This window comes from Nocardia vinacea (assembly GCF_035920345.1).
GTDB lineage: Bacteria > Actinomycetota > Actinomycetes > Mycobacteriales > Mycobacteriaceae > Nocardia > Nocardia vinacea_A.
Genome location: NZ_CP109149.1, coordinates 8,578,587 through 8,598,551, shown reverse-complemented (window position 1 = coordinate 8,598,551; position 19,965 = coordinate 8,578,587). Strand labels below are relative to the sequence as shown.

Below are 19,965 nucleotides of genomic sequence, written 5' to 3'. Positions count from 1 at the left end.
ATCGCGGAAGGGGCGGTGTAACACGATCAGCGGACCCCGTTATCCGCGCAGAGCTTCGCGAATTCGCCGGTGCACAGCTCGGCCTTGGTGACATAGCCGTCCGCGACAACGTCGTTCACGTTCTCCTTGAAAATCGCCTTCGGTTCCAGCAGCACCGCGGGCACTTTCGCATTCGCTTCGGGATCGTCGACGGTGCTGTTCGCCTCGCCCTTCTCACCCCTCGCGAGCGCGATCGCCAGCTTCGCGCCGGCGTCGGCCTCCAGCTTGATGGCCTTGTAGACGGTCATGCACTGATCGCCCGCGAGCACGTTCTGCAGGCCCTGGACCGTGGCATCCTGGCCGGTCACCGGGATCTGGCCGTTCAGCTTCTGCTTCTTCAGCACCGCGATAGCGGCATTGCCGAGCCCGTCGTTGGCCGCGACCACACCGCCGAGATTCGGCGTGCCGGTGAGCATCTGCTCGAAGATGGTGCCCGCCTTGGTGTTATCCCACTCCGGCACCGCCTGATCCGGTCCCTTCGCATACTCACCGGAATCGAACTTCGGCTTCAGCACACTGTCGTAACCGTTCTTGAACAGCGTCGCATTGTTGTCGGTGGGTCCGCCGTTCAGGTAGGCGACGATCGGATTGACCGCCTTCTTGTCGGTGAGGCACTTGGACAGACCGTCCCCCATCAACTTGCCGACCTTCACATTGTCGAACGACACATAGAACGGCGCCCCACCGCCGAGAGTCAGTCTGTCGTAATCGATTACGGTCACACCCTGCGACTTCGCCTTCTGGATCACAGCCTTGCCGGTCCCACTGTCGAGGTTGGTGATCATCAGCACCGAGGCGCCATTGGTGATCATCTGATCCGCGATGGTCTGGAAGGCGTTCTTATCCCCCTGCGCGTTCTGGATATCCGCCTTGATCCCCGCCGCGTCGAACGCCGCCTGCAGATACTTCCGATCCGCCGTCTCCCACCGCGCGGATGTCTTGCTGTCCGGCAGGATCACCCCGATCTTGGCGCCCCCACCCCCCGAGTCCTTGTTGTCGTCCCCGCAGGCAGTGAGCGAGGTGAGAAGCGCGACCGATACGGCCGCAATGCCGAGGATCCCCTTACGCATGAGGGCGAGCCTTTCGTCGAACCACCGCCCGATCAGACCGGGCAGTCGAGCAAGAGCGAATGTTGTTCGGCACAACATATTGCATCGCAAGCCGAAGCACAGCCGTTTCGCAAAGATATTTGTTGTTTGCCATAACAATCCGGTTTCGGGACGACGGTTGGGCGCGTCACTCGAACGCTCACCCGCCGCGAGACCTGTTCGTAGCGGCCGGTCTCCCAGCTACTCGTCGAATGGCGCCACACCGCCGAGATCTATGCGGATCCAAGCCTCCTCGAGGCCGCAACCCGAAAGCTTGGTGACGACGGAGGGCCAGTGCCGCGCCCCGAATCCGATCAAGGCGCGGTGTGAGCCCGAAACGAGCAGATCGTGCAGCACCGCCCCCGAAGGCCGACGAGTACGAGGTCCGATTCGCAGACAATCGAGTAGCGTAATTCCATTCGATGCCGACGCGGAGGACACCACCGATGACCATCGGAATCACCAAGATCCGCCAAGTGAAGCTGCCCGTGACCGACCTCGAGAAGAGCGTCGCCTGGTACCAGGAACTCCTGGATCTGAAACCCGCCTTCGAGTTCTTCGAAAACGGCGCCGTGCGTGGCGTCGTCCTCCTCGAGCCAGATGCCGACCTGCACATAGCGTTACGCGAACGCCTCTACTGCGCCAGCCGCCCCCACTTGAACGACTTCGACGCCTTCGCCCTCCGAGTCGACTCACTCGGCTCCTTCACGAAGCTGATCGAACGCGCCGACCGCCTGGGCGCATCGCATAGCGAGATCCACGACCGCGGTCCGTACGGCGCGGCACTCGACATCAGCGACCCCGACGGCACCGTGATCCGTTTCCTCTACGAACCCGATGACTACCCCACCGGCTTCGCCGGCCTGGAATTCGGCCCCGACGGCACCCCGAGCGCATACCGGGAGCCGCGCCTCGGCAGCGATTCGTAATCAGCGAACGGCGAGGGCCCACCGTCCTCAACAACCACCAACAAGCTCCGATCGCGCATCCCCTCGAGTTCTCTCGGCGCCCAAGTCGATGAACGGTACGTGCCGTCCGGGAGACGCTGCTGAGCTGCACGGAAGGTGCAGTTGCAGAACGCATTACCGATGCCACTGTCCTCGGTGTGTGTGACAAACCGCGCGGCTACATCGGCCACGATGGGCAGTGCCAGGTCCTGCCGTCCCATTCCACGAGAAACGGCTCGGCGGGCGGCAGCGGTGTTCCCCAGACACGGGAGCCGAGAGCGCACAGCCTCGCCACCGTGACGGTAAGGCTGGCCACGTGGCCGACGACTGCGACGGTCTCGCCTCGGTGGGCACTTGCGATCTGTCGGAATGCGGCGGCCATGCGGGCGAACACCTCTCGTCCGGACTCGCCGTTGGCGACTCGCTGTTCGAGATCGTGCTCGATGATCCAGGCTCGCAGGACTTCAGCGGTTTGTTTCCGGACCGCCGGATCAGTGGTCCCCTCGTACTCGCCGATACCGACCTCGACCAGGTCAGCCATCGCAACGACGTCGAGACACTGCCGCGATGCGATGACCGCAGCCGCCTGCTGGGCGCGAAGTGCTGTGCTGGAATAGATTCGAGTGATCGGCTCGCAGCCCAGGACGCGGGCGGTCTCGGCGGCTTGGCGACGGCCGCGCTCGGTCAACGGCGACCACGGTACGGCTCCGGCGATACCCGCTGTGACGTTCTCTGATTCGGCGTGCCGCAGACACCACATCCTGACGCTCATGCGGCTCCTGACAATTGGCTGCCCGTCGCGGTTCAGGGCGCACTGACGCCGAACGGAATGACCCGTGCGGTCGCGGTCGCGGTAGCTACTAGTGCCCCTTCGCCGTCGGCAAGGTCGGCTTGCAGATGTGCGATATCGCCTACTCGATGGAGGACCTTCCCGCGCCCGATGAGCCGTCCAGGACGCACCGGCCGCAGAAAAGCAACATTGAGGTCGAGGGTCGACTGGAACTGATCGGGTTCCAGCGTGGCCAGCAGCGCCGGGCCGACAGTGTCGTAGAGCATCGCGGCGAGAAATGCGCCGAGGACGTTGCCCATGGGGTTCGTAAACGCTTCGGTCGCAGTGAATGCCAGCACGATGGTTCCGGCATCGGGGTCGGCTTCGAGGAACTCCAGACCGAGGGTGGCTGCGGCGGGCGGAAGCGGTGCCTTCCCATTAGCCCCGTCCCAGAACGGACCGGATCGCTCGTTGGTCGTCACGTCACTCCTTCAACTCGGCACACCACGAACCTACGCCGCACCGCGACGATGTCACGCTCGTCGTGAGTTCCTTTGGCGTAGCGACTTCTTCGTCACGCAGTGGCGTGGCCTCCGATACGATCGACGTAATAGCAAGTGGCGCTTGGAGAAAGTCGTGGGGGAACCGTCATCAGATGCACAGTCATTGGTGGCTGTGCCTGCCGAGTTGGTTGATGCCGCGAAGGCAGTCGAATACCTGTTGGACGGACTCACCTCCGGGTTCAAGTCGCTCGATACGGACGTACAATCACTGCTCCGGACGTGGCAGGGGTACCAGGGTGGACTGTTCGCGGAGGGATACGCCGAGGTCAAGCAGGGATTGGCAGACCTGTTGGACGCCATGGGGGATACGACGGTTGCGTTGAACACCAGCGCGGAGGCCTACCTCGCGCAAGAGCACGCGAACACCGAAGCCATCCAGTCGGTGGCCTCCTCACTGGACCTACCCGATGCGTCATAGCGTAGATCTGGAGGTACTGGACTCGGTCATCGCGCGGATGAAGGGTTTCGAGGGCTTCTTCAACGACCAGATCACTGCCTTCGACAGCGCGATCAGCAAGTTGCAAGGCGTGTGGGAGGGCAATGCCGCTGCCGCACAACAGGAATCCCATAGCAGGCTCATGGCCGCCGCAGAAGAAATCCGCCAAGGTGTCGAGGACATGCGGTATGCGGCCGAGGCCGCACACCAGCGGTACAGCGCGGCGGTCGCGGCGAACGTCGAAATGTGGCGGGGCTGAAGCAGGTTGACGCAGCTCGATGTCGACCCGGCGCTATTCTACGAGCTAGCCGGTGCCTATAGCTGGGCAAGCCGCGCCGCGTCGGCAGCGCTGCTGAAGATGGATCAGGAGCTACGCGCGGCCACCGATATGAGCGGCCGCGACCCCGGCGGAACCGAGTGGGGCGGAAACTATTTCCGCTCCGGGATCGAAGCATCGGTCACTGCCGGTATCGCCACCGATGTGCTGGTTCGGATGGCGGCATTGATTCGGCAGAGCGGGGTCAACCACGATCAATCCGAAAACGCCGACGACTACAACACTCCCGGCGGTGCACTACCCGAGGCCGATCCAGGCGGCCAAACCGCTACGGCGCGACCGTTGAAGAACCCTGCGGGCGGATCCAGACCGGAACCCATGGGCTGGCGCGACGTCATGGGATCGGTCAAGTGGGTCAACGGTGACACCGCAAAACTGCAGATGGCAGCAGACAGTTGGCTGGCGGCAGCGAGCGCTTACCAGGCGCTCGACAGTGAGATCAAAGTCAAGATGAAGCGCCTGCTCGGATCAACCTCGCCAGAAATCCCCGACATCGACAAAACCAACAAAACCGTTCTCGAGGCGGTGAAGCTGCTGGCCGACGCGATGCGGCAACAGAGCGGCGCCACAAGCGGATACGCCGATATTCTCACCGCGGCGCAGGAGGGGATCGAACGCGAACTGCAACTTCAAACGGTGACCCAGGCGATCAACGACGTCAACGAGGCGACCATCGGCAAACCGATCGCACCAGCGATCCGCATCGCTGCCGAGCTCGAAATACAGCTCAGCCGGAGCCGCATTCAGGCCATCTTGGATGGGCTGGCGAACGCCCGCGACGTAACCAACGGCACCTTCACCGGGGTATCGGCGACGGTGGTCAACACCGTGAACACGAGGTTCAAGCCCGTCCTCGACTTGCAGCTCAAACGCCCACCCGAGCCGACCTCTGCAGAGCAGAGGCGTCGCAATAAACTCGAAGGCGCCAAAGCCGAGGCCCGTGCCGGGATTGATCCGACTAAGCCCAAACAATCGATACCTTCGGTGACCGGCGCGACGCGGCGCATCCCCGATGACCTCGACACCAGCAACAAGAGGTTGACCGAGGTCAAGAACGTTAAGCGCCAGGAGTACACGGATCAGATCAAAGACTTCGTCCAGTTCACCCAAGCCAACGGCTACGAGTTCGTACTCGTCACCGACAACAACACGGAGCTCGCACCGGACATCGAAGCATTGATTCAGCAAGGAAAGGTCAAACACGTGAAGATGGACTTCAAGAGTTGACCCCCACCGACGACGCCTCCGCTGAACAGCTGCTCGCCGACTACCACAAGGTGGGCGGATACGCGGAGACGATCCCCGCGATCGCCCACGCCGTTTCCCTCACGCCAGCGGAAATCGACCTGCTGTCGCGATGGTTGGTCGGATTGGAAGCCAGATGGCCAGGACCGGAAACCGAGGGCCGCGGACTGGCACGCTTGACGCTGGCACAATCCTTGGGGCGCAAGGAAGCACGCAAGTCCGCCGCGGTCGCGGCCTTGATCGCACAGTTCGATGAATCCAAGCAGATGAGCTCATTTGCCCGTTGGTCGGCTGGCAACGCGATATACGACATCCCGGCGGGCGTCGACTACTTCGACCAACTCTCGGCCATCGCCGCTAACCGAGCCTTCGGCAGCGATCGCCAAATGGTGGTGGCCTGGCTCGGCAAATCCCGGCACCCGCAAGCCGCCGCTGTCGCCGTCTCCCAACTCGACGACCCCGACGTACAGGGACACGCACTGGAAGCGCTGGCGAAACTGCGCGCCCAAGGCGTGCGGGAGTACGTCGAACCTTTCCTGACTTCGAAGAACAAATACCATCGCCGCTCAGCCGACAGAATTCTCCGCTACGACCAAGGCTGACCGGCCACTACCCCACACGGGTAGCAGCGGCTACCAGATCCGCCGCTGCGCGGTGGATGCCTCCAACGCACCGCCGACCACAACTTCCCCCTGAAGCTGGTAGGGCTCCAAGACACTCAACGCAATTCCTTCAACATGCTCGAGAAACACCTTGATGCCATCGGCACCGGTTTCGGGCAGTCGGACATCGACAACCAGTGCCGCAGCACGAACCTGGCCGCGTATCGCAGCGACCGCCCGGACGTTGGATTCGTGCGCCTGCTGGGCAGACTGAGCGTCAGCGGCGATCAGCTTTGTCGCACCCGAACTGTCGACGACCAGCCCGAACGGAAAGAACTGTCCGCGCTGCGAAAGCTCACGCTCGGCCAAGGTCAACGCCTCGTCAAGCAGCCCATCCAGGTCGGACTGCGCCTCATCCGAGGCAGCCTCCCGCCACGCAACCACTGATCTCCCTTCACAACTCGCTAGCTGACCTAATCGAGGCTAGCGCACCTGTCATCTATGGGTGCCTGACAACTATGACGGCATCAACGCCTTCCGAATGCGGACCAGGAGATCGCCGCACGCGCGGGGTTCAGACACCATTTCCGCGGTCGCATTCGTGATCACACTCGAGCCGCTCGCGGTCTGGCATCGCGGCGAGTGTGTAGAGGTGCCCGGTGAGCGCGGGTACCCCGGCGGCTTGCTGGTGATGCTGGTATGCGTGGGCGGGACCATCACGATCGCTTACGCACTGCCCATCAAGGCACCGAAACACACTCGGCTACAACAGATTCGAATAATGTTGGCGACATTGTTTGTAGGTTCGACAAACCACTCAGCCATGAACGGCCCAGCACGCCGCCCACTGTGCAGCAGAGTGGCGAGCGAACACCGCATCTGCCGCATCGACAACTGCCCGGCGAAACGGGGTGCGTTCCGGGCCTTGGTCATAGCACGGCCGGACCGTAGTCGAGAACGGCGGCCGTGCGGTGGGCCGACCGCTCGCCGCAGCACGCAGGTTCCACGACGTTGCAGGCTTGCCCTGCGCAATATCCTCGGATGGGTGGTAGTGAGGAGTTGTGGTGGATAGGTGTCCGGTTGGGGCCTCTGGTCGAGCTCGGTGGCGGGAGCATGGTGGGTGGCGTGGGGCGGTTCGGAGGGGGGAACTGCCTGGTGGGCAGCTGGTTTGGGTGGTTAGTGGGTATGACGAGGTGGCCGGGTTGTTGGGGGATGTGCGGCTGAGTGTGGATAAGCGGTATTCCGGGGGTGGGTATTCGGGGTTTTCGTTGCCGTCGGCGTTGGATCGGAATTTGCTGAATTTGGATGGGGCGGAGCATGGGCGGCTGCGGCGGCTTGCGGCGCCTGCGTTTTCGCGGAGGTCGGGTGATTCGCTTCGGAAGGTGGTTCAGCGGATCAGTGCGGCCGCGTTTCGATCCCTGGATGAAAGTGCGAGTGGCACAGTTGATTTGATGGAGCAGCTCTGTGTTCCCGTGCCCGCGCTCGTGATCGGTGAGTTGCTCGGTGTGCCCGCTGATCGGTATGGCGAACTGCGCGATGCGGCTGGTGCGATGGTGACGTTCGACGCCTCGTCGAAGGAGTCTGCGGTCCGACTGACGGAGGCGGTCGAGTGGCTGGCCAGGACGTTCACGAGCGTGGTGCGGACCAAGCGGGATGAGCCGGGCGATGATCTGATCAGTGGATGGGTGCGGGCGGGTGCTGAAGCGGACCTGTTGTCCGAGGATGAGTTGGTTTCGCTGGCCTTTCTGATGATGCTGGCCGGGCTGGAGAATGCGGTTCATTTGTGCGGCAACATATTTGCCGCGCTGCTCGCATCGGATAGTCCCTTGACGACCTGGTCGACGCGGCGAGCAGAAACCATGGAGGCCGCCAATCCTGTCCCGTTCGCGATCCGGCGGTTCGCGGTCGAGGATCTGACGATCGACGACCGCTCGATTCCCAAGGGCGACACCGTATTGCTTTCGTTATTCGGCGCGGATTCGGATCCGGCACGCGGCGGGCGGGCGAGCCTGATGTTCGGGCGTGGACCGCATTATTGCCTGGGTGCGCAGGTCAGCGACATGATCGTCGACGCCGTGATACCGGAGTTGTTCAAGAGGTATCCGCAAGCGCGGCTGTCGATTCCGGAGTCCGAGTTGGCCTACCGTGTGTCTTGGCGCTCGCATGGGCTGGCTGCGTTGCCTGTTCGGCTAACTGCCTGAATTACAGCAGAACTACTTTCAAGCAGTTCGCGCCCGATGTTCCGCAACGTGAACTCGATTCGAACAGCGCGTCGAGCAGAAGCGACGTCGACCATTGCGGGACGTATCGACGAAGACCAAACCGCAGCCCGCGCGAGCGCAGCGACCGATGCGCCCGGGGTCCTCGCAGAAAAGCTCCGCGAGCCCAGCGGCGGTGTATGCCTTGACGCGCTCGTCGATCGGGGAGTCCTCGCGGGCGTAGTGCAGGTGGGGCGCGCGGCCGTCGTGGGTGGAGATGTAGGGCTGGCTGGTGGTCTCGGCCAGTAGAGCGTTGAGCAAGTCGACGCTCGGTTCGGTGAAGACCTCGTCGAGACGCGCGATCCAGCGGCGCAGCTCGGCGGTCTGCCGGGTGTTGAGGGTGCCGAGTGGCTTGTAGCCGGAATCGGCGAGCAGTTGCAGCAGGTCTTGCCGCGGGTCCGCGTTCACCAGGCGGGCGGCGAGTTCGGCCGCGGCGCCTCCGTAAGGGTTGAAATGCACAAAGTCATTACATCAGGCTGGACGCATGATCGCTACCTGCCCGTCTTGCTCCTGGTCGTCGCCTACCCTCGTGTCGTCACACGGCGCCACCAGCTACCTGCGCTGCATCTGCGGGCGGTGGCTGATCAGCGAGGACGGGGCGGTGGTGGCGCTGGCCGGGACCAGCACAATGGGCTTAGCCGATGCCCGACCGCCACTCCGGGGCCAGCACTGACCAGACCTCCACGTCGAACCGCTGCCCCCGATGCGGGTAAAACTCCCGCAGCACACCGTCTTTGGTCATTCCCAACCGTCGTGCCACGGCGATGCTGGCGTGATTCGGCGACGCGACCAGCCACTCCACGCGGTGGATGCCGCGCTCCTCGATTGACCAGTCGATGATCACGCGGGCGGCCCGGGTCGCCAGGCCACGGCCCGCGGCCGCGGGCTCCAGCCAGCAGCCCGCCTCGGCGACGCCGAGTGCGAGGTCCATCGTCCGGAACAGGACACTGCCGACCAACTTGCCGACCAGCCGGATCCCATAGATCCGGCCGGTGTCGGCCGCCGCCTTCTCCGCGTACTCGCGCAGGTAGGCGCGGCTCGACTCCAGATCCGATACGGCGTCGGCAACTTTGATGTACTGCCCGATGGACTCCCGCCCCCGGTCCATATGTTCCAGGAACTCCGCGGCATGCCGCGGTTCGAGTGGACGCAGCTCGGCACCGGCGGCACCGAGGGATATCGCGAACATCGTGACCTTCCGTTGGTAGCTATTGCCGGAGCCTGCGTCCTCCCGTGGCTTTGTTGCGGTACATCGCGGTGTCGACGGCGTGCATCATTTCGTCGATGTCGTTGGGGCGGTCTTCGGCGAAAACCGTTCCGATGCTGGCGCCTACGACGACGGGCCGCCCAGCCACCTGTATCGGGGTGGCGAGCCCGTCGAGCAGGAGCGCGGAAATTGTTTCCAATTGCTCTGTGCCAGTGCATTTCTCGACGAGTACGATGAACTCGTCGCCGCCGACCCGCGCGACCAATCCGCCGACGGATTCGACGGATTCACGAAGGCGCTGAGCAACGTCGCGCAGCACCCGATCCCCTACCGTATGCCCCCACACATCGTTCACTTCCTTGAACCCGTCGAGGTCCAGATAGCAAACACCAACTGGCGGAATGGCATTGGCCAGTCGATTGAAGAAAAGCACACGGTTGGGTAGACCGGTCAGGCTGTCGTGGTTGGCATCGTGCCACAGCCGGTCGGCCAGTTGTTTGCGTTCGGTGACGTCGACGGCGACGCCGATCAGGAAGCGGACCCGCCCACCGCTGTCGCGGACCGCGGACATGGACAGGTCGATGCTGGTGATGGTGCCGTCACGTCGGAGATGGTCTGTTTCGAGGCGGAAGCGGTCGGTCCGACCGCTGAGTAGGTGCTCCAAATTGGCATATGCGTCACCGATATTCGCGGGACCCAGCAATTCGGCGACCGACCGACCGGGCATCATCGCCGCGGGTAGTCCGAGCATATCGGCCATGGCCGCGTTCACCTCCAGTACCCGACCGGTGACGTCGACCGTCCCGATCCCAACCGACGCTCCCGCGAAGACCGCTTCGAACCTGGCCTCCGACAATTGCCTTCGCACCTCGGCCTCCTGCGCGGCCGAAAACGCCGCTGCGAGTGTGGTTTCCTGCTCCCCTAATGCCGCGTTCCGCAGCGCAGAGGTGAAACCCGCGGCGAACTCGGCAGCAACAACTATCGCACGCTCGCGAACCGCCTCGTATTCGGATTCGGTTCCGGTGGGGCAGATTTCACGCACGATATCCCGGCAGATAACCAGAACTGAACGACTGACGGCAATTTGGTCACGATAATTAGCCGCGACGAGCACCGCGGCGGCGTCCTGCGCGACCGTGACCTCTCGGGTCCCGCGCACGACCGCGACGAGCACATCGGCGAGTTCCGCTAGCAGAGTATCGATTTGACTTCGAGTGAGAGCCGGAGCGACGGCGCCGTCGAGCGCATCCGCCCATCGCACTGCCAGCTCACGAATCCCCACACGAATCCCCTGCCACGGCTCCGGTCAGACCTTCCGGCCGACGCCCGCCAGGCCGAGCGATCGGCCCGGCGTCTCGTATAGGTCGCGTTCGGATTCCGGCCGCCAGGCGGGTAGCTCGACGACGCCGGGTTCGACCAGTTCCCACTGGTCGAACATCGCTGAGATGCCGTCCTTCGAGCGGAAGTGGATGCCGACGCGGGTCACATCGGCCGCGTTGCGGCCGAGCTTGCCCGCATCCTCGGGGCGCAGCTCCGATGTCAGGTGCGAGATCGCGACGTAGCTTCCGGCGGGGACGGCCCCATGCAGGGCGGAAACCTTCTCGACCGGCCGCTCCTCGTCGGATAGCAGGTGCAGCACCGCCACCAGCAACACCGCGACCGGTTGCGCGAAATCGATGAGGCCGGTCCCGCGGACTCGGGCGAGCAGCTCGTCGGGCTTGCGCAGGTCCGCTTCGATGGCCGCGGCCTTGTCGTTGTCCACCAGGATCGCGCGGGCGTGGGCGACCGCGACCGGATCGATATCGGCGTAGAGCACGCGAATCTCCGGATCAACCGACTGTGCGACCTCGTGCACATTGCCCACGGTCGGAATGCCCGAACCGATATCGAGGAACTGACGCACCCCCTGGTCGGCGAGGAAGCGGACCGCGCGGCGCAGGAAAGCCCGATTGCTCAGCGCCAGGCGGGGCAGGTCGGGCACCAGTCGCTTGCCGGCCTCGGCGGCCTTGCGATCGATCTCGAAGTTGTGCGAGCCGCCCAGCAAGGCGTCATACATCCGTGCCGGGCTCGCCTGTTGCATATCCACGCTCTCGGGCGCCCACGCAGGCCTGTCCATCGCATCCTCTCCGCATTCACCATCGGACCAACCCATCCAGGTCCGCACCGCCGGATACCGCGTTGTTGATCACCGAGAGGTGCAGTCCGCATAGTAGTCGGGCCGGTCGGTCCGAATGATCACGAATTCGCCACTGTTGATCTGCGTCTTCCAGGCCTGATCCATATTCATACATGCGCATGAGTGCAAGATCCGCTACGCTGACGAACGGCAGCAATATCAACTGGAAGGGGCCTACGACTATGGGCGAGCAGTGCGTGTCGCCGAAGCGGTCGGCAGTGGCGGTCAGCGAGGCTGAGCACATGGATCATGACTACTCGCATGACCACGCACACTCCGGCCATTCGGACAAACACGGCCACAGCCACGACCACGGTGTATCGGCGGATTCGAATCCGCGCTGGCTGGCGATCGCGCTCGGGTTGATCGTCGCGTTCATGGTGGCCGAGGTGGTCGTCGGCCTGCTCGCGCAATCGCTCGCGCTGATCTCCGATGCCGCGCACATGCTCACCGATGCCGCCTCGATCGTGCTCGCGATGATCGCGATCCGGTTGGCTCGACGTCCGGCGCAGGGGCGATACACCTACGGGTTCAAGCGGGTCGAGATCCTTTCGGCGCAGGCCAATGGGATTACCTTGCTGCTGCTCGCGGCGTGGTTCGTGTACGAGGGCATCAATCGGCTGATCAATCCACCGGATGTCGAAGGGCCGCTGGTGTTGATCACGGCGTTGGTCGGGATCGTGGTCAATATCGCCGCCGCGTGGAGCATCAGCCGCGCCAACCGGACCAGCCTGAATGTCGAGGGCGCGTTCCAGCACATCCTCAACGACCTCTATGCCTTCATCGGGACCGCCATCGCGGGCGCGGTGGTGTGGCTGGCCGGATTCGCCCGTGCCGATGCGATCGCGGCACTGGTCGTCGCGGCGTTGATGATCAAGGCGGGCTGGTCTCTGGTCCGGGAATCCGGGCGGATCTTCCTGGAGGCCGCGCCCGCCCATCTCAATCCCGACGCCATCGGAGCGCGCATCGTCGCGCTCGAGCAGGTGACCGAGGTCCACGACCTGCACGTCTGGCAGATCACCTCCGGACAGCCGTCGCTGTCGGCGCATATCCTCGTCCACGACGCTGCCGACTGCCATGCAATTCGTTCGAAGATCGAGACCGTGCTGCACGACGAATTCGGGCTGGAACATACGACTTTGCAGGTGGACCACTCGTCGGATCTGACGGTTTCCGCCGACGACGCACACTGCGTCGAGGCGCACGGGCCGGTGCACCGGTCCTGATTGCCCATTTGACCTTCGAGTCGCCTGACAACGTGTCTGGGAACTCGTTGGAAGTTCCCGGGCACCGTCCTTCCCGGACGTCCTCGACCCGCCCCGCAGCGGATGTCGGTTCCTGCGTCGACCGGGCCGGTTCCACACACCCCATAACAGGGTGTGCCAGCGCCTTCCCGTCAGCAGGCATTGATAACCGGGGCTCGTGTTTCGGGCTCCCGGGCACGGGCATAATCTTCCTCGGCCCGAACAGCGAGATTGGTTGCGGCATTGAGATCCCTATCCGCGGTATACCCACACCCGCAGGTGAACACCCGATCAGCCAGCCGCAGCATTGGCTGCAGTGTCCTGCACCGTGCACAGGTACGGCTGGACGGGAACCACCGATCCACGGTATAGACCTGCCCGCCCCGCCAGGCTTGTTTGTAGCCGATCTGACGGGCCAGCTCACCCCAGCCCGCATCGGAGATCGCCCGCGAGAGATGCCGGTTGGCTTGCATGCCGACGATATTCAGGTCCTCCAGCACGAGCCGGTCGTGGGTCTTGACCAGCCGGGTGGACACCTGATGAAGAAAATGCTCACGGATGTTGCGGATATGCCGGTGGTGGCGACCGAGCCGGGCCACGGCCTTCCAGCGATTGTTGGAGCCCTTCGCCTTTCGGGTCACCGCCCGCGCCAGCCGCCGCTGCTTCCGCAATGCAGCAGCCAAGGGTTTGGGGTGGTCGGTGACGCGGTCGACTTCGGTGCCGTCGCCGGTGGCGGCCACCAGGAACGCCGACAACCCACGGTCGGCACCGACCCAGCCGCCGATATCGGTGTCTGGGCGAGCCGGATGCTGTTGGGCGGGATGCAGATCGGCGGCCTCCACGGCGATGCTGACCAGCCACCGCCCGGCCTTGTATACGACGGTGGCGGACAGGATCTTCGCCCGACCGTTAGTGAGCAGACGTCGCAGCCGACGGGTGTCCTCGCGGACCTGGATCACCCCCAGCACCGGCAGCGTGAGCGACCGCGGGACTCCGCTGTCGCCGACCCGGATGCCCGCCCTGCCCGCGGGACTGGTCTTGTTGCGGAGCCGGAACGAGGGTGTGGTGCGGGTCTTGATTTTCCAGCGGGGGAACCCTATCCGGCGGCCACGGCGAGAACCGGCGCGAGAGTCGGTGAACGCAGCCAAACCGCGGGACAGGTCGACCGCGGCCTCCTCGAACACCTGCGCGGACACCTCGTGCCGCCACACCAGACCGGTCACGTGCACAGTGGTGGTGCCGGTAGCGTCGACGGCGAACACCCGGCCCGCGGCTTCGCTGCGTTTCCATTGGTTGAAGGCGTTGATCAGGCTGAACCTGCTCCACGGCACCATTACCGCGGGATCGGTGCGGTGGTGGGTGAGAGCAATTTTCACCAGGGCCAGGCACTGATTAAAAGCGAAGCGCGCGGCACCGGCATGCCGTGCGAGTGCGGACTGCTGCTCGACGGTGGGTTCGAGGCAGTACCGAAACGTTGTCAACCGGGCCACGGCAACACCCTCCCAGACCCCACCGACAAGTTACGGTGGTCGTTCGTTCCGCGACGGACGGTGAGCTGACCACGCTCGTTATGCCAACCGCTATTACCGATTCGAAGGAGTACGGCGCATGAATGCCGCTGGTGAAACCATGGCCGCTATCACCGAGGCGGTCGAGTTCGGGCGAACAGGCTCGCCGGAGGTCGCGCGGGAGGCACTGCTCGGGATATGGGCGGCGATCGGTCCGCAGGGTGATCCATTGCATCGGTGCACGTTGGCGCACTATCTCGCTGATCTGTATGACGATGCGGCACAGTCGCTTTGCTGGGATGTGCGGGCGCTGGACGCGGCGGACAGTCTGACCGATGAGCGGTTGCGCCGGCACGATGCGAATCTGGACGTTCGGGGTTTCTACCCTTCGTTGCATTTGAATCTGGCGGACAATTACCGGCGGCTCGGTTCATTCGATGCGGCACGGCGCGAGATCGACGCGGCGCGATTGTGTGCGGATGCGCTCGGCGATGACGGATACGGCGCGATGATCCGCACCGCGATTGATGAAGTCGCCGAAGCGATTCGGACGCGTACGACGGCGCGACGGGCCACCGCTCCGAATGGAAGCGGGTAGCTGCCCATGAGTCGCTTGCCCACCCTCGTCGTCGTGAGCGGACCGCCGAAATCGAATTGCTGCCAGGTCATCATCCCGACGAGCTTTTCCGGACGCCGCGGACTTACGTCTTATCGGGAACGGCGAGAGAGATGTCAGCGATACGGTTCGGGTCGGCGATGATATCGATGGCGGCTATCCGTTGGTCGGTGATAGTGAAGGCCAGGAGGAGGTTCAGGTTTCCGCTCGGGGCAACGACCAGGCCCATGTGGCCATCGATGAGGGCGGGACGGGTATAGGGGGCCTGGCTGGAGAACATCAGGGCGCTGGAGGCGACGCGGCGGGCGCCACTCATGCGGACCGGGTGTCCGCTCGGGGCGGCGACGGCGTCGGCATTCAGTTCGACGTCCGGGTCGAGCACGGCTATCAGCGCGTCGAAGTCACCGCCGCGCGCTGCCTGTAGGAAGGCATCGACCACCACACGTTCATCGGCGATGCGGTCGGTCTCGGCCACAGGTGCGCCGCGGACGCGACGGCGGGCGCGGGCGGCAAGTTGCGCGGCCGCGGCAGGGGTGCGGCCGAGGATGGGCGCGAGTTCGGCGTATGGCAGATCGAAGAGGTCGTGCAGTACGAAAGTCAGCCGCTCAGCCGGGGTAAGGGTGTCGAGCACGACCAGTAACGCGAGCCCGACCGAGTCGGCCAGCACCGCCTCTTCTTCCGGATCCACGCTGTCCACGGGGATGGCGGGCAACTCGGTTGGTAGCGCGCCGACCGGGTCTTCGCGGCGGGCCTTGCGTGCCCGCAACATATCCAGGCAGATATGGGCGACGACCGCGGTCAACCAGTTCCGCAGGTTGCGCACGCCTTCGGTATCTGCGCGGTCGAGTCGCAGCCATGCCTGTTGGACGGCGTCGTCGGCCTCGCTCGCCGACCCGAGCATGCGGTAGGCGACCGCGCTGAGGTGGGCGCGGTGGTCTTCGAAGCGCTGCGCTAGCCACTGGGTCTCGTCGGTCATCGGCGGTCTCCTTCCGTCCGATCCGCCTGTCATGTCGACGGGTCGTGCTCCGTCATATCTATGACGGCCGAAACCGCGGTGACATGACACGCCCGCGGATCCATCTCGGACAGAAGGACGAGCTGATGCGCAAGACATCCGAACCACGCCCCACATTGGAGCCGACACCGGATCGGCGGCGCTGGCTCGCACTGGTGGTATTGCTGGTCGCCGGGTTCATGGACCTACTCGATGTGACGATCGTGAATGTGGCGCTGCCGACGATCCAAAGCGATCTGAACGCACCCTACGCGGATCTGGAGTGGGTGGTGTCGGGTTATCTGCTCGGATTCGCGGCAATGCTGATCACCGGCGGCCGACTCGGCGACCTGCTCGGCCGCAAAACCATTCTGCTGGTCGGCCTGACCCTATTCACCCTCGCATCGCTGGCATGCGGAATCGCCCCGGGCCCGGCGTGGCTGATCGCCGCACGGATAGTCCAAGGCGCGACGGCCGGGCTGATGATCCCGCAGATCTTGGCGATCATGCAGGTATCGTTCCCCGCCGCCGAGCGCGGGAAGGTGCTCGGCATCTGGGGCGGTGTGCTCGGCTCGGCATCGGTGGCCGGATTCATCCTGGGCGGAATCCTGGTGCAGGCCAACCTTTTCGGCTGGGAGTGGCGGCCGATCTTCCTAGTCAATGTGCCCGTCGGGTTGCTCGCGATTCCCGCGGCGATGGTGCTGGTGCGGCAGTCTCGCTCGGCCACGGCGGATCGATTGGATCCGATCGGCACCGTGCTCGCGATCGGAGCGGTACTCCTGCTGGTCTACCCGCTGACCGAGGGACGCACCCTCGGCTGGCCGGTCTGGACCTTCGCGCTGATGGCCGCCGCCGCGCTGGTCCTTGCCGTATTCGTCAGCTACGAGCGGCACCGGAACGCGACCGTCGGATCGCCGCTGGTGGTGCTGAATCTGTTCCGGGAGCGCACATTCAGTGCCGGTATGGCCGTGTGGCTGTTGTTCTGGATCGCTCTCGGCGGCTACTTCCTGGTCTGGACGCTGTATCTGCAAGCGGGACTCGGCTGGACGCCGCTGCGGGCCGGGCTGAGCGCAGCGCCGTTCGCGGTGGCCGCCGCCGCAGGGGCGGGTACCAGTGTGGAGGTGTTCGTGCCGCGCTATGGGCGGATGGTTCTGCTCGCGGGCGCGATGATCAATGCCACCGGGTTCGGTCTGTACGTCTATCTGGCCGCGCACTACGGCCCCGGCATCACCTCCGCGCAGATGTTCGCACCGCTCGCGATCAGCGGATTCGGGTTCGGACTCTTCGTCGCCCCCACCGTCGACCTGATCCTGTCCGGGGTTTCCGGCCACGATGCCGGATCCGCGTCCGGACAGTTGTCGACCATCCAACAGGTCGGCATGGCGCTCGGTGTCGCACTGGCCGGAGTCTTCTTCTTCACCCAAATCGACAACACCTCCGCCCACGGCACCACAGCAGCCATCCCGACCCTCCAACAGCAACTCACCGACCTGAACATCCCGGCCACCGCCCAAGACCAGATACTCACTCAGTTCCGTGCCTGCGTACACGATCGCTCCGCCGCCACCGACCCCACCGCCATCCCATCCAGCTGCCAGCCGCCACCCGGTCAGCCGTTCTCCGAACCGCTGCAACGAGCGTTGACCGAGGCAGGGCTAGAAGCCAACGCGCACAACATGTCTCGTACCTTTGCGCAAACCCTGTGGTGGGCCATCGGCATTCTCATCGCCGTCGCAGCAGGTGTGTTCGCACTCCCGTGCCGGTTGACCGCAGACCCCGAAACAAATTGGCCCGGCGTGGATTCTCTCGCATCGGACGCCGTGCACTGAGACCGCGCGCATGCGTGGACAGCCGATTCGACGATGCAGTGTGGCGATATTGGCCAAGCCCTCGTGACCAGCGCCCGGCCGGGCACTGGACGCCGAACGGTCGTCGGGACTCGGCAAACCACTCGATATCGGTGGCCCGATGACCTGTGTCATCTCGGGAAAGGCGGACGCTGACGGGCGCTATTGCCTCGTGGTCACCCAAAGCCCCAATCGCAGCACATACAAAGTCGAATTCAGCGATGCCGACCACGCGGTCGTCTTCGACTCCGCAGGCACCCGCCTGTACGAACTCGAGCGGTTCTGAGCCCGGCCTGGGTAATCCGGCCCCGCCCCAGCCATCTTCACCGCTTCCGCGGATCTCGACCGCCGCATACGTACCGGTCTTCCACGCCTGAGCATCGTTTTGTTCGCTGTGCAAGACTGCACGGGTGGCCGAGACCGCTGAACTAGTTACCAATGTTTCCGACACCGCCCGCTGGGTGGCCGCCTTCCGCGCCATCGAATCCGCGCGCCCGGACGCCCTCTTTCACGATCCCCTCGCCGACCGAGTCGCCGGGGAGCGGGGCCGCGCAATAGCCGCCCACACACCGCGCTTGATGCTCAATGGCTGGAACCTGGTCACCCGGACCAAACTCATCGACGACCTGATCCTGAAGACCATCGCGGATGGCTGCGATCGGGTGGTCAATATGGCCGCGGGTATGGATACCCGTCCGTACCGTTTGGATCTGCCCAGCGAATTCCCTTGGATAGAGGCCGATCTCCCCGAGTTGGTCGCCGAGAAGAACGAGCTGCTGAACGGTGAGTCGCCGCGCTGCGCGCTCACCCGCACGGCGGTGGACCTCGCCGATCCCGAGGTGCGGGGGCAGTTCCTGGACGAGGCCCTCGCGGGCGCGCAGCGCGCGCTGGTGCTCACCGAGGGTCTGATCTACTACCTCTCCGACGACGATGTCATCAGCTTGGCCGCCGCGCTGGCTCGTCCTGAAATCGCTTGGTGGGCACTGGATGTCAATAACCGGGCGATTGTGAAGCGGATGAGCAAAGCCACCACCGAACTGCTGGCCAATGCCCCCTGGCAGTTCGGTCCGGTCGACCCGCTGGGCTTCTTCGCCGACCTCGGCTGGACGGCCGACGAGGTGGAACCTCTGGCCTCGGCGGCACACCGGTTCCACCGGCTGCCCTGGTTCATGAAGCCGACGACACTCTTCCCGCCGCCGGATCCCCGCAAGCCGATCGAAAGCTCATGGAAGCCTTGGAGTTCGGTGGTGCGGCTAACCCATGGATAATAACTGGCTACGTCGCCTGTCCCCCGCGCCGGCGGCCGGATCTCATAAACTGATTTGCTTTCCGCACGCCGGCGGCTCCGCCATATCTTTCGGCCCATTGGCCGAAAGCGTCGGGCCGGAGTATGAGGTTTTTGCTGTCCAATATCCGGGGCGACAAGACAGACGACGTGAACCGCTAGTGGGGAATATTCCGGACCTCGTCGACGGCCTGCTTCCCGAGCTGATAGCGGCAGTCGGGGATGCCAAGGACTTTTCCTTGTTCGGACACAGTATGGGGTCTGTTGTCGCTTTCGAGGCATGTCGGCGGCTCGAGCACGAATCGGGAGCAAGCGCGCGGGTCCTGTTCGCCTCCGGTCGGCGCGCGCCTTCGGCAGCGCAACCCGAGCTGCGAGTGCACCTGCTGAGCGATCGAGAACTCGGTGAGCAGCTACTGCGGTTCGGCGGTACACCGGCGGCGTTGCTCGAGGATCCCGAATTTCGAGAGCTGATCCTGTCGATCGTCAGGAACGACTATCGAGCCATCGAGACCTACGAGTGCAGTGCGGACGCGATGGTCAGCAGCCCTATCGTCGCGATTGCCGGCGACCGTGACCCCGATGCGAGTCTCGCGGAAATCGAGGTATGGGGCTCGCATACCACTGGAAGCTTCTTCGCGAAATCATTTCCAGGCGGTCATTTCTTCATCGATGCGAATCGCCACCCGATAGGACAGCTGATTCGCGATCATTGCGCCCGAGCACTCTCGAGCTAGAGCCGCAACGACCGGGTGAGCGACTCGCCCACCCGGTCGTTTTTCCTAGCCCTCGAGCCAGCCCACGATC

At 64.3% G+C, this 19,965-nt stretch carries 22 protein-coding genes; 12 read left to right on the top strand and 10 right to left on the bottom strand.

Going from position 1 to position 19,965, the window contains the following annotated elements:
* Positions 1 to 26 precede the first annotated feature (26 nt).
* Positions 27 to 1,109 carry a sugar ABC transporter substrate-binding protein gene (locus OIE68_RS38810; protein ID WP_327095865.1) on the bottom strand — a complete coding sequence of 361 codons (1,083 nt, stop codon included), beginning with the start codon at positions 1,107 to 1,109 and terminating at the stop codon, positions 27 to 29.
* Between the two features lie 464 nt (positions 1,110 to 1,573).
* Here OIE68_RS38810 and OIE68_RS38805 point away from each other — a divergent pair, with 464 nt between their 5' ends.
* On the top strand, positions 1,574 to 2,056 hold the full coding sequence (locus OIE68_RS38805; RefSeq protein ID WP_327095864.1) for a VOC family protein: 483 nt from the start codon (positions 1,574 to 1,576) through the stop codon (positions 2,054 to 2,056).
* 196 nt (positions 2,057 to 2,252) lie between these two features.
* Here OIE68_RS38805 and OIE68_RS38800 read toward each other — a convergent pair whose 3' ends face one another.
* Positions 2,253 to 2,846 (bottom strand): histidine phosphatase family protein, encoded by a 594-nt coding sequence (locus OIE68_RS38800; protein ID WP_327095863.1) that lies wholly within the window; start codon positions 2,844 to 2,846, stop codon positions 2,253 to 2,255.
* 32 nt (positions 2,847 to 2,878) lie between these two features.
* On the bottom strand, positions 2,879 to 3,325 hold the full coding sequence (locus OIE68_RS38795) for a PaaI family thioesterase (RefSeq protein WP_327095862.1): 447 nt from the start codon (positions 3,323 to 3,325) through the stop codon (positions 2,879 to 2,881).
* Between the two features lie 187 nt (positions 3,326 to 3,512).
* Between OIE68_RS38795 and OIE68_RS38790 the strand changes: the two genes are divergently transcribed.
* Genes OIE68_RS38790 through OIE68_RS38775 form a run of 4 tightly spaced genes read left to right on the top strand, consistent with a single transcriptional unit; the run spans position 3,513 to position 6,026 of the window.
* Positions 3,513 to 3,824, top strand: coding sequence for a WXG100 family type VII secretion target (locus tag OIE68_RS38790; RefSeq protein ID WP_327095861.1), 312 nt, complete (start codon positions 3,513 to 3,515; stop codon positions 3,822 to 3,824).
* Positions 3,814 to 4,101, top strand: coding sequence for a WXG100 family type VII secretion target (locus tag OIE68_RS38785; protein WP_327095860.1), 288 nt, complete (start codon positions 3,814 to 3,816; stop codon positions 4,099 to 4,101). The genes OIE68_RS38790 and OIE68_RS38785 overlap by 11 nt, the downstream gene beginning before the upstream one ends.
* A 6-nt stretch (positions 4,102 to 4,107) precedes the next feature.
* The gene (locus OIE68_RS38780; protein ID WP_327095859.1) at positions 4,108 to 5,406 is read left to right on the top strand and encodes a putative toxin; all 1,299 of its coding nucleotides are present in this window, start codon (positions 4,108 to 4,110) and stop codon (positions 5,404 to 5,406) included.
* On the top strand, positions 5,403 to 6,026 hold the full coding sequence (locus OIE68_RS38775; RefSeq protein ID WP_327095858.1) for a HEAT repeat domain-containing protein: 624 nt from the start codon (positions 5,403 to 5,405) through the stop codon (positions 6,024 to 6,026). Before OIE68_RS38780 ends, OIE68_RS38775 begins: the two co-directional genes overlap by 4 nt.
* Before the next feature lie 30 nt (positions 6,027 to 6,056).
* On the opposite strand, the gene OIE68_RS38770 is transcribed toward OIE68_RS38775, so the two are convergent.
* On the bottom strand, positions 6,057 to 6,470 hold the full coding sequence (locus OIE68_RS38770) for a hypothetical protein (protein WP_327095857.1): 414 nt from the start codon (positions 6,468 to 6,470) through the stop codon (positions 6,057 to 6,059).
* Positions 6,471 to 7,477: 1,007 nt separating this feature from the next.
* Between OIE68_RS38770 and OIE68_RS38765 the strand changes: the two genes are divergently transcribed.
* Positions 7,478 to 8,227, top strand: a complete 750-nt coding sequence (locus tag OIE68_RS38765; protein WP_327095856.1) for a hypothetical protein — start codon at positions 7,478 to 7,480, stop codon at positions 8,225 to 8,227.
* 18 nt (positions 8,228 to 8,245) lie between these two features.
* On the opposite strand, the gene OIE68_RS38760 is transcribed toward OIE68_RS38765, so the two are convergent.
* The 4 genes from OIE68_RS38760 to OIE68_RS38745 form a co-directional block, all read right to left on the bottom strand.
* Positions 8,246 to 8,743, bottom strand: a complete 498-nt coding sequence (locus OIE68_RS38760; protein WP_327095855.1) for a CGNR zinc finger domain-containing protein — start codon at positions 8,741 to 8,743, stop codon at positions 8,246 to 8,248.
* Between the two features lie 175 nt (positions 8,744 to 8,918).
* Positions 8,919 to 9,473 carry a GNAT family protein gene (locus OIE68_RS38755; RefSeq protein WP_327095854.1) on the bottom strand — a complete coding sequence of 185 codons (555 nt, stop codon included), beginning with the start codon at positions 9,471 to 9,473 and terminating at the stop codon, positions 8,919 to 8,921.
* A 19-nt stretch (positions 9,474 to 9,492) separates the two neighbouring features.
* Positions 9,493 to 10,773 (bottom strand): sensor domain-containing diguanylate cyclase, encoded by a 1,281-nt coding sequence (locus OIE68_RS38750; protein ID WP_327095853.1) that lies wholly within the window; start codon positions 10,771 to 10,773, stop codon positions 9,493 to 9,495.
* Positions 10,774 to 10,797: 24 nt separating this feature from the next.
* Positions 10,798 to 11,607: an SAM-dependent methyltransferase gene (locus OIE68_RS38745; protein WP_327095852.1), complete on the bottom strand. Its 810-nt coding sequence runs from the start codon at positions 11,605 to 11,607 to the stop codon at positions 10,798 to 10,800.
* Between the two features lie 302 nt (positions 11,608 to 11,909).
* Here OIE68_RS38745 and OIE68_RS38740 point away from each other — a divergent pair, with 302 nt between their 5' ends.
* Positions 11,910 to 12,893: a cation diffusion facilitator family transporter gene (locus tag OIE68_RS38740; protein ID WP_327095851.1), complete on the top strand. Its 984-nt coding sequence runs from the start codon at positions 11,910 to 11,912 to the stop codon at positions 12,891 to 12,893.
* 170 nt (positions 12,894 to 13,063) lie between these two features.
* Here OIE68_RS38740 and OIE68_RS38735 read toward each other — a convergent pair whose 3' ends face one another.
* Complete coding sequence (locus OIE68_RS38735) at positions 13,064 to 14,401, bottom strand: RNA-guided endonuclease TnpB family protein (protein WP_327095850.1); 1,338 nt, start codon at positions 14,399 to 14,401, stop codon at positions 13,064 to 13,066.
* Between the two features lie 118 nt (positions 14,402 to 14,519).
* Between OIE68_RS38735 and OIE68_RS38730 the strand changes: the two genes are divergently transcribed.
* On the top strand, positions 14,520 to 15,017 hold the full coding sequence (locus OIE68_RS38730; protein ID WP_327095849.1) for a hypothetical protein: 498 nt from the start codon (positions 14,520 to 14,522) through the stop codon (positions 15,015 to 15,017).
* A 103-nt stretch (positions 15,018 to 15,120) separates the two neighbouring features.
* Here the strand turns inward: OIE68_RS38730 and OIE68_RS38725 are convergent, their stop codons facing one another.
* The gene (locus tag OIE68_RS38725; RefSeq protein WP_327095848.1) at positions 15,121 to 16,011 is read right to left on the bottom strand and encodes a sigma-70 family RNA polymerase sigma factor; all 891 of its coding nucleotides are present in this window, start codon (positions 16,009 to 16,011) and stop codon (positions 15,121 to 15,123) included.
* A gap of 125 nt (positions 16,012 to 16,136) precedes the next feature.
* Between OIE68_RS38725 and OIE68_RS38720 the strand changes: the two genes are divergently transcribed.
* From OIE68_RS38720 to OIE68_RS38705, 4 genes are all read left to right on the top strand, one after another.
* Positions 16,137 to 17,858 (top strand): MFS transporter, encoded by a 1,722-nt coding sequence (locus OIE68_RS38720; protein ID WP_327095847.1) that lies wholly within the window; start codon positions 16,137 to 16,139, stop codon positions 17,856 to 17,858.
* 139 nt (positions 17,859 to 17,997) lie between these two features.
* Complete coding sequence (locus OIE68_RS38715; protein WP_327095846.1) at positions 17,998 to 18,162, top strand: hypothetical protein; 165 nt, start codon at positions 17,998 to 18,000, stop codon at positions 18,160 to 18,162.
* 124 nt (positions 18,163 to 18,286) lie between these two features.
* Entirely contained in the window at positions 18,287 to 19,144 is an 858-nt protein-coding gene (locus OIE68_RS38710) for an SAM-dependent methyltransferase (protein WP_327095845.1), read from the top strand.
* Entirely contained in the window at positions 19,137 to 19,895 is a 759-nt protein-coding gene (locus tag OIE68_RS38705) for a thioesterase II family protein (RefSeq protein WP_327095844.1), read from the top strand. The genes OIE68_RS38710 and OIE68_RS38705 overlap by 8 nt, the downstream gene beginning before the upstream one ends.
* Positions 19,896 to 19,965 lie beyond the last annotated feature (70 nt).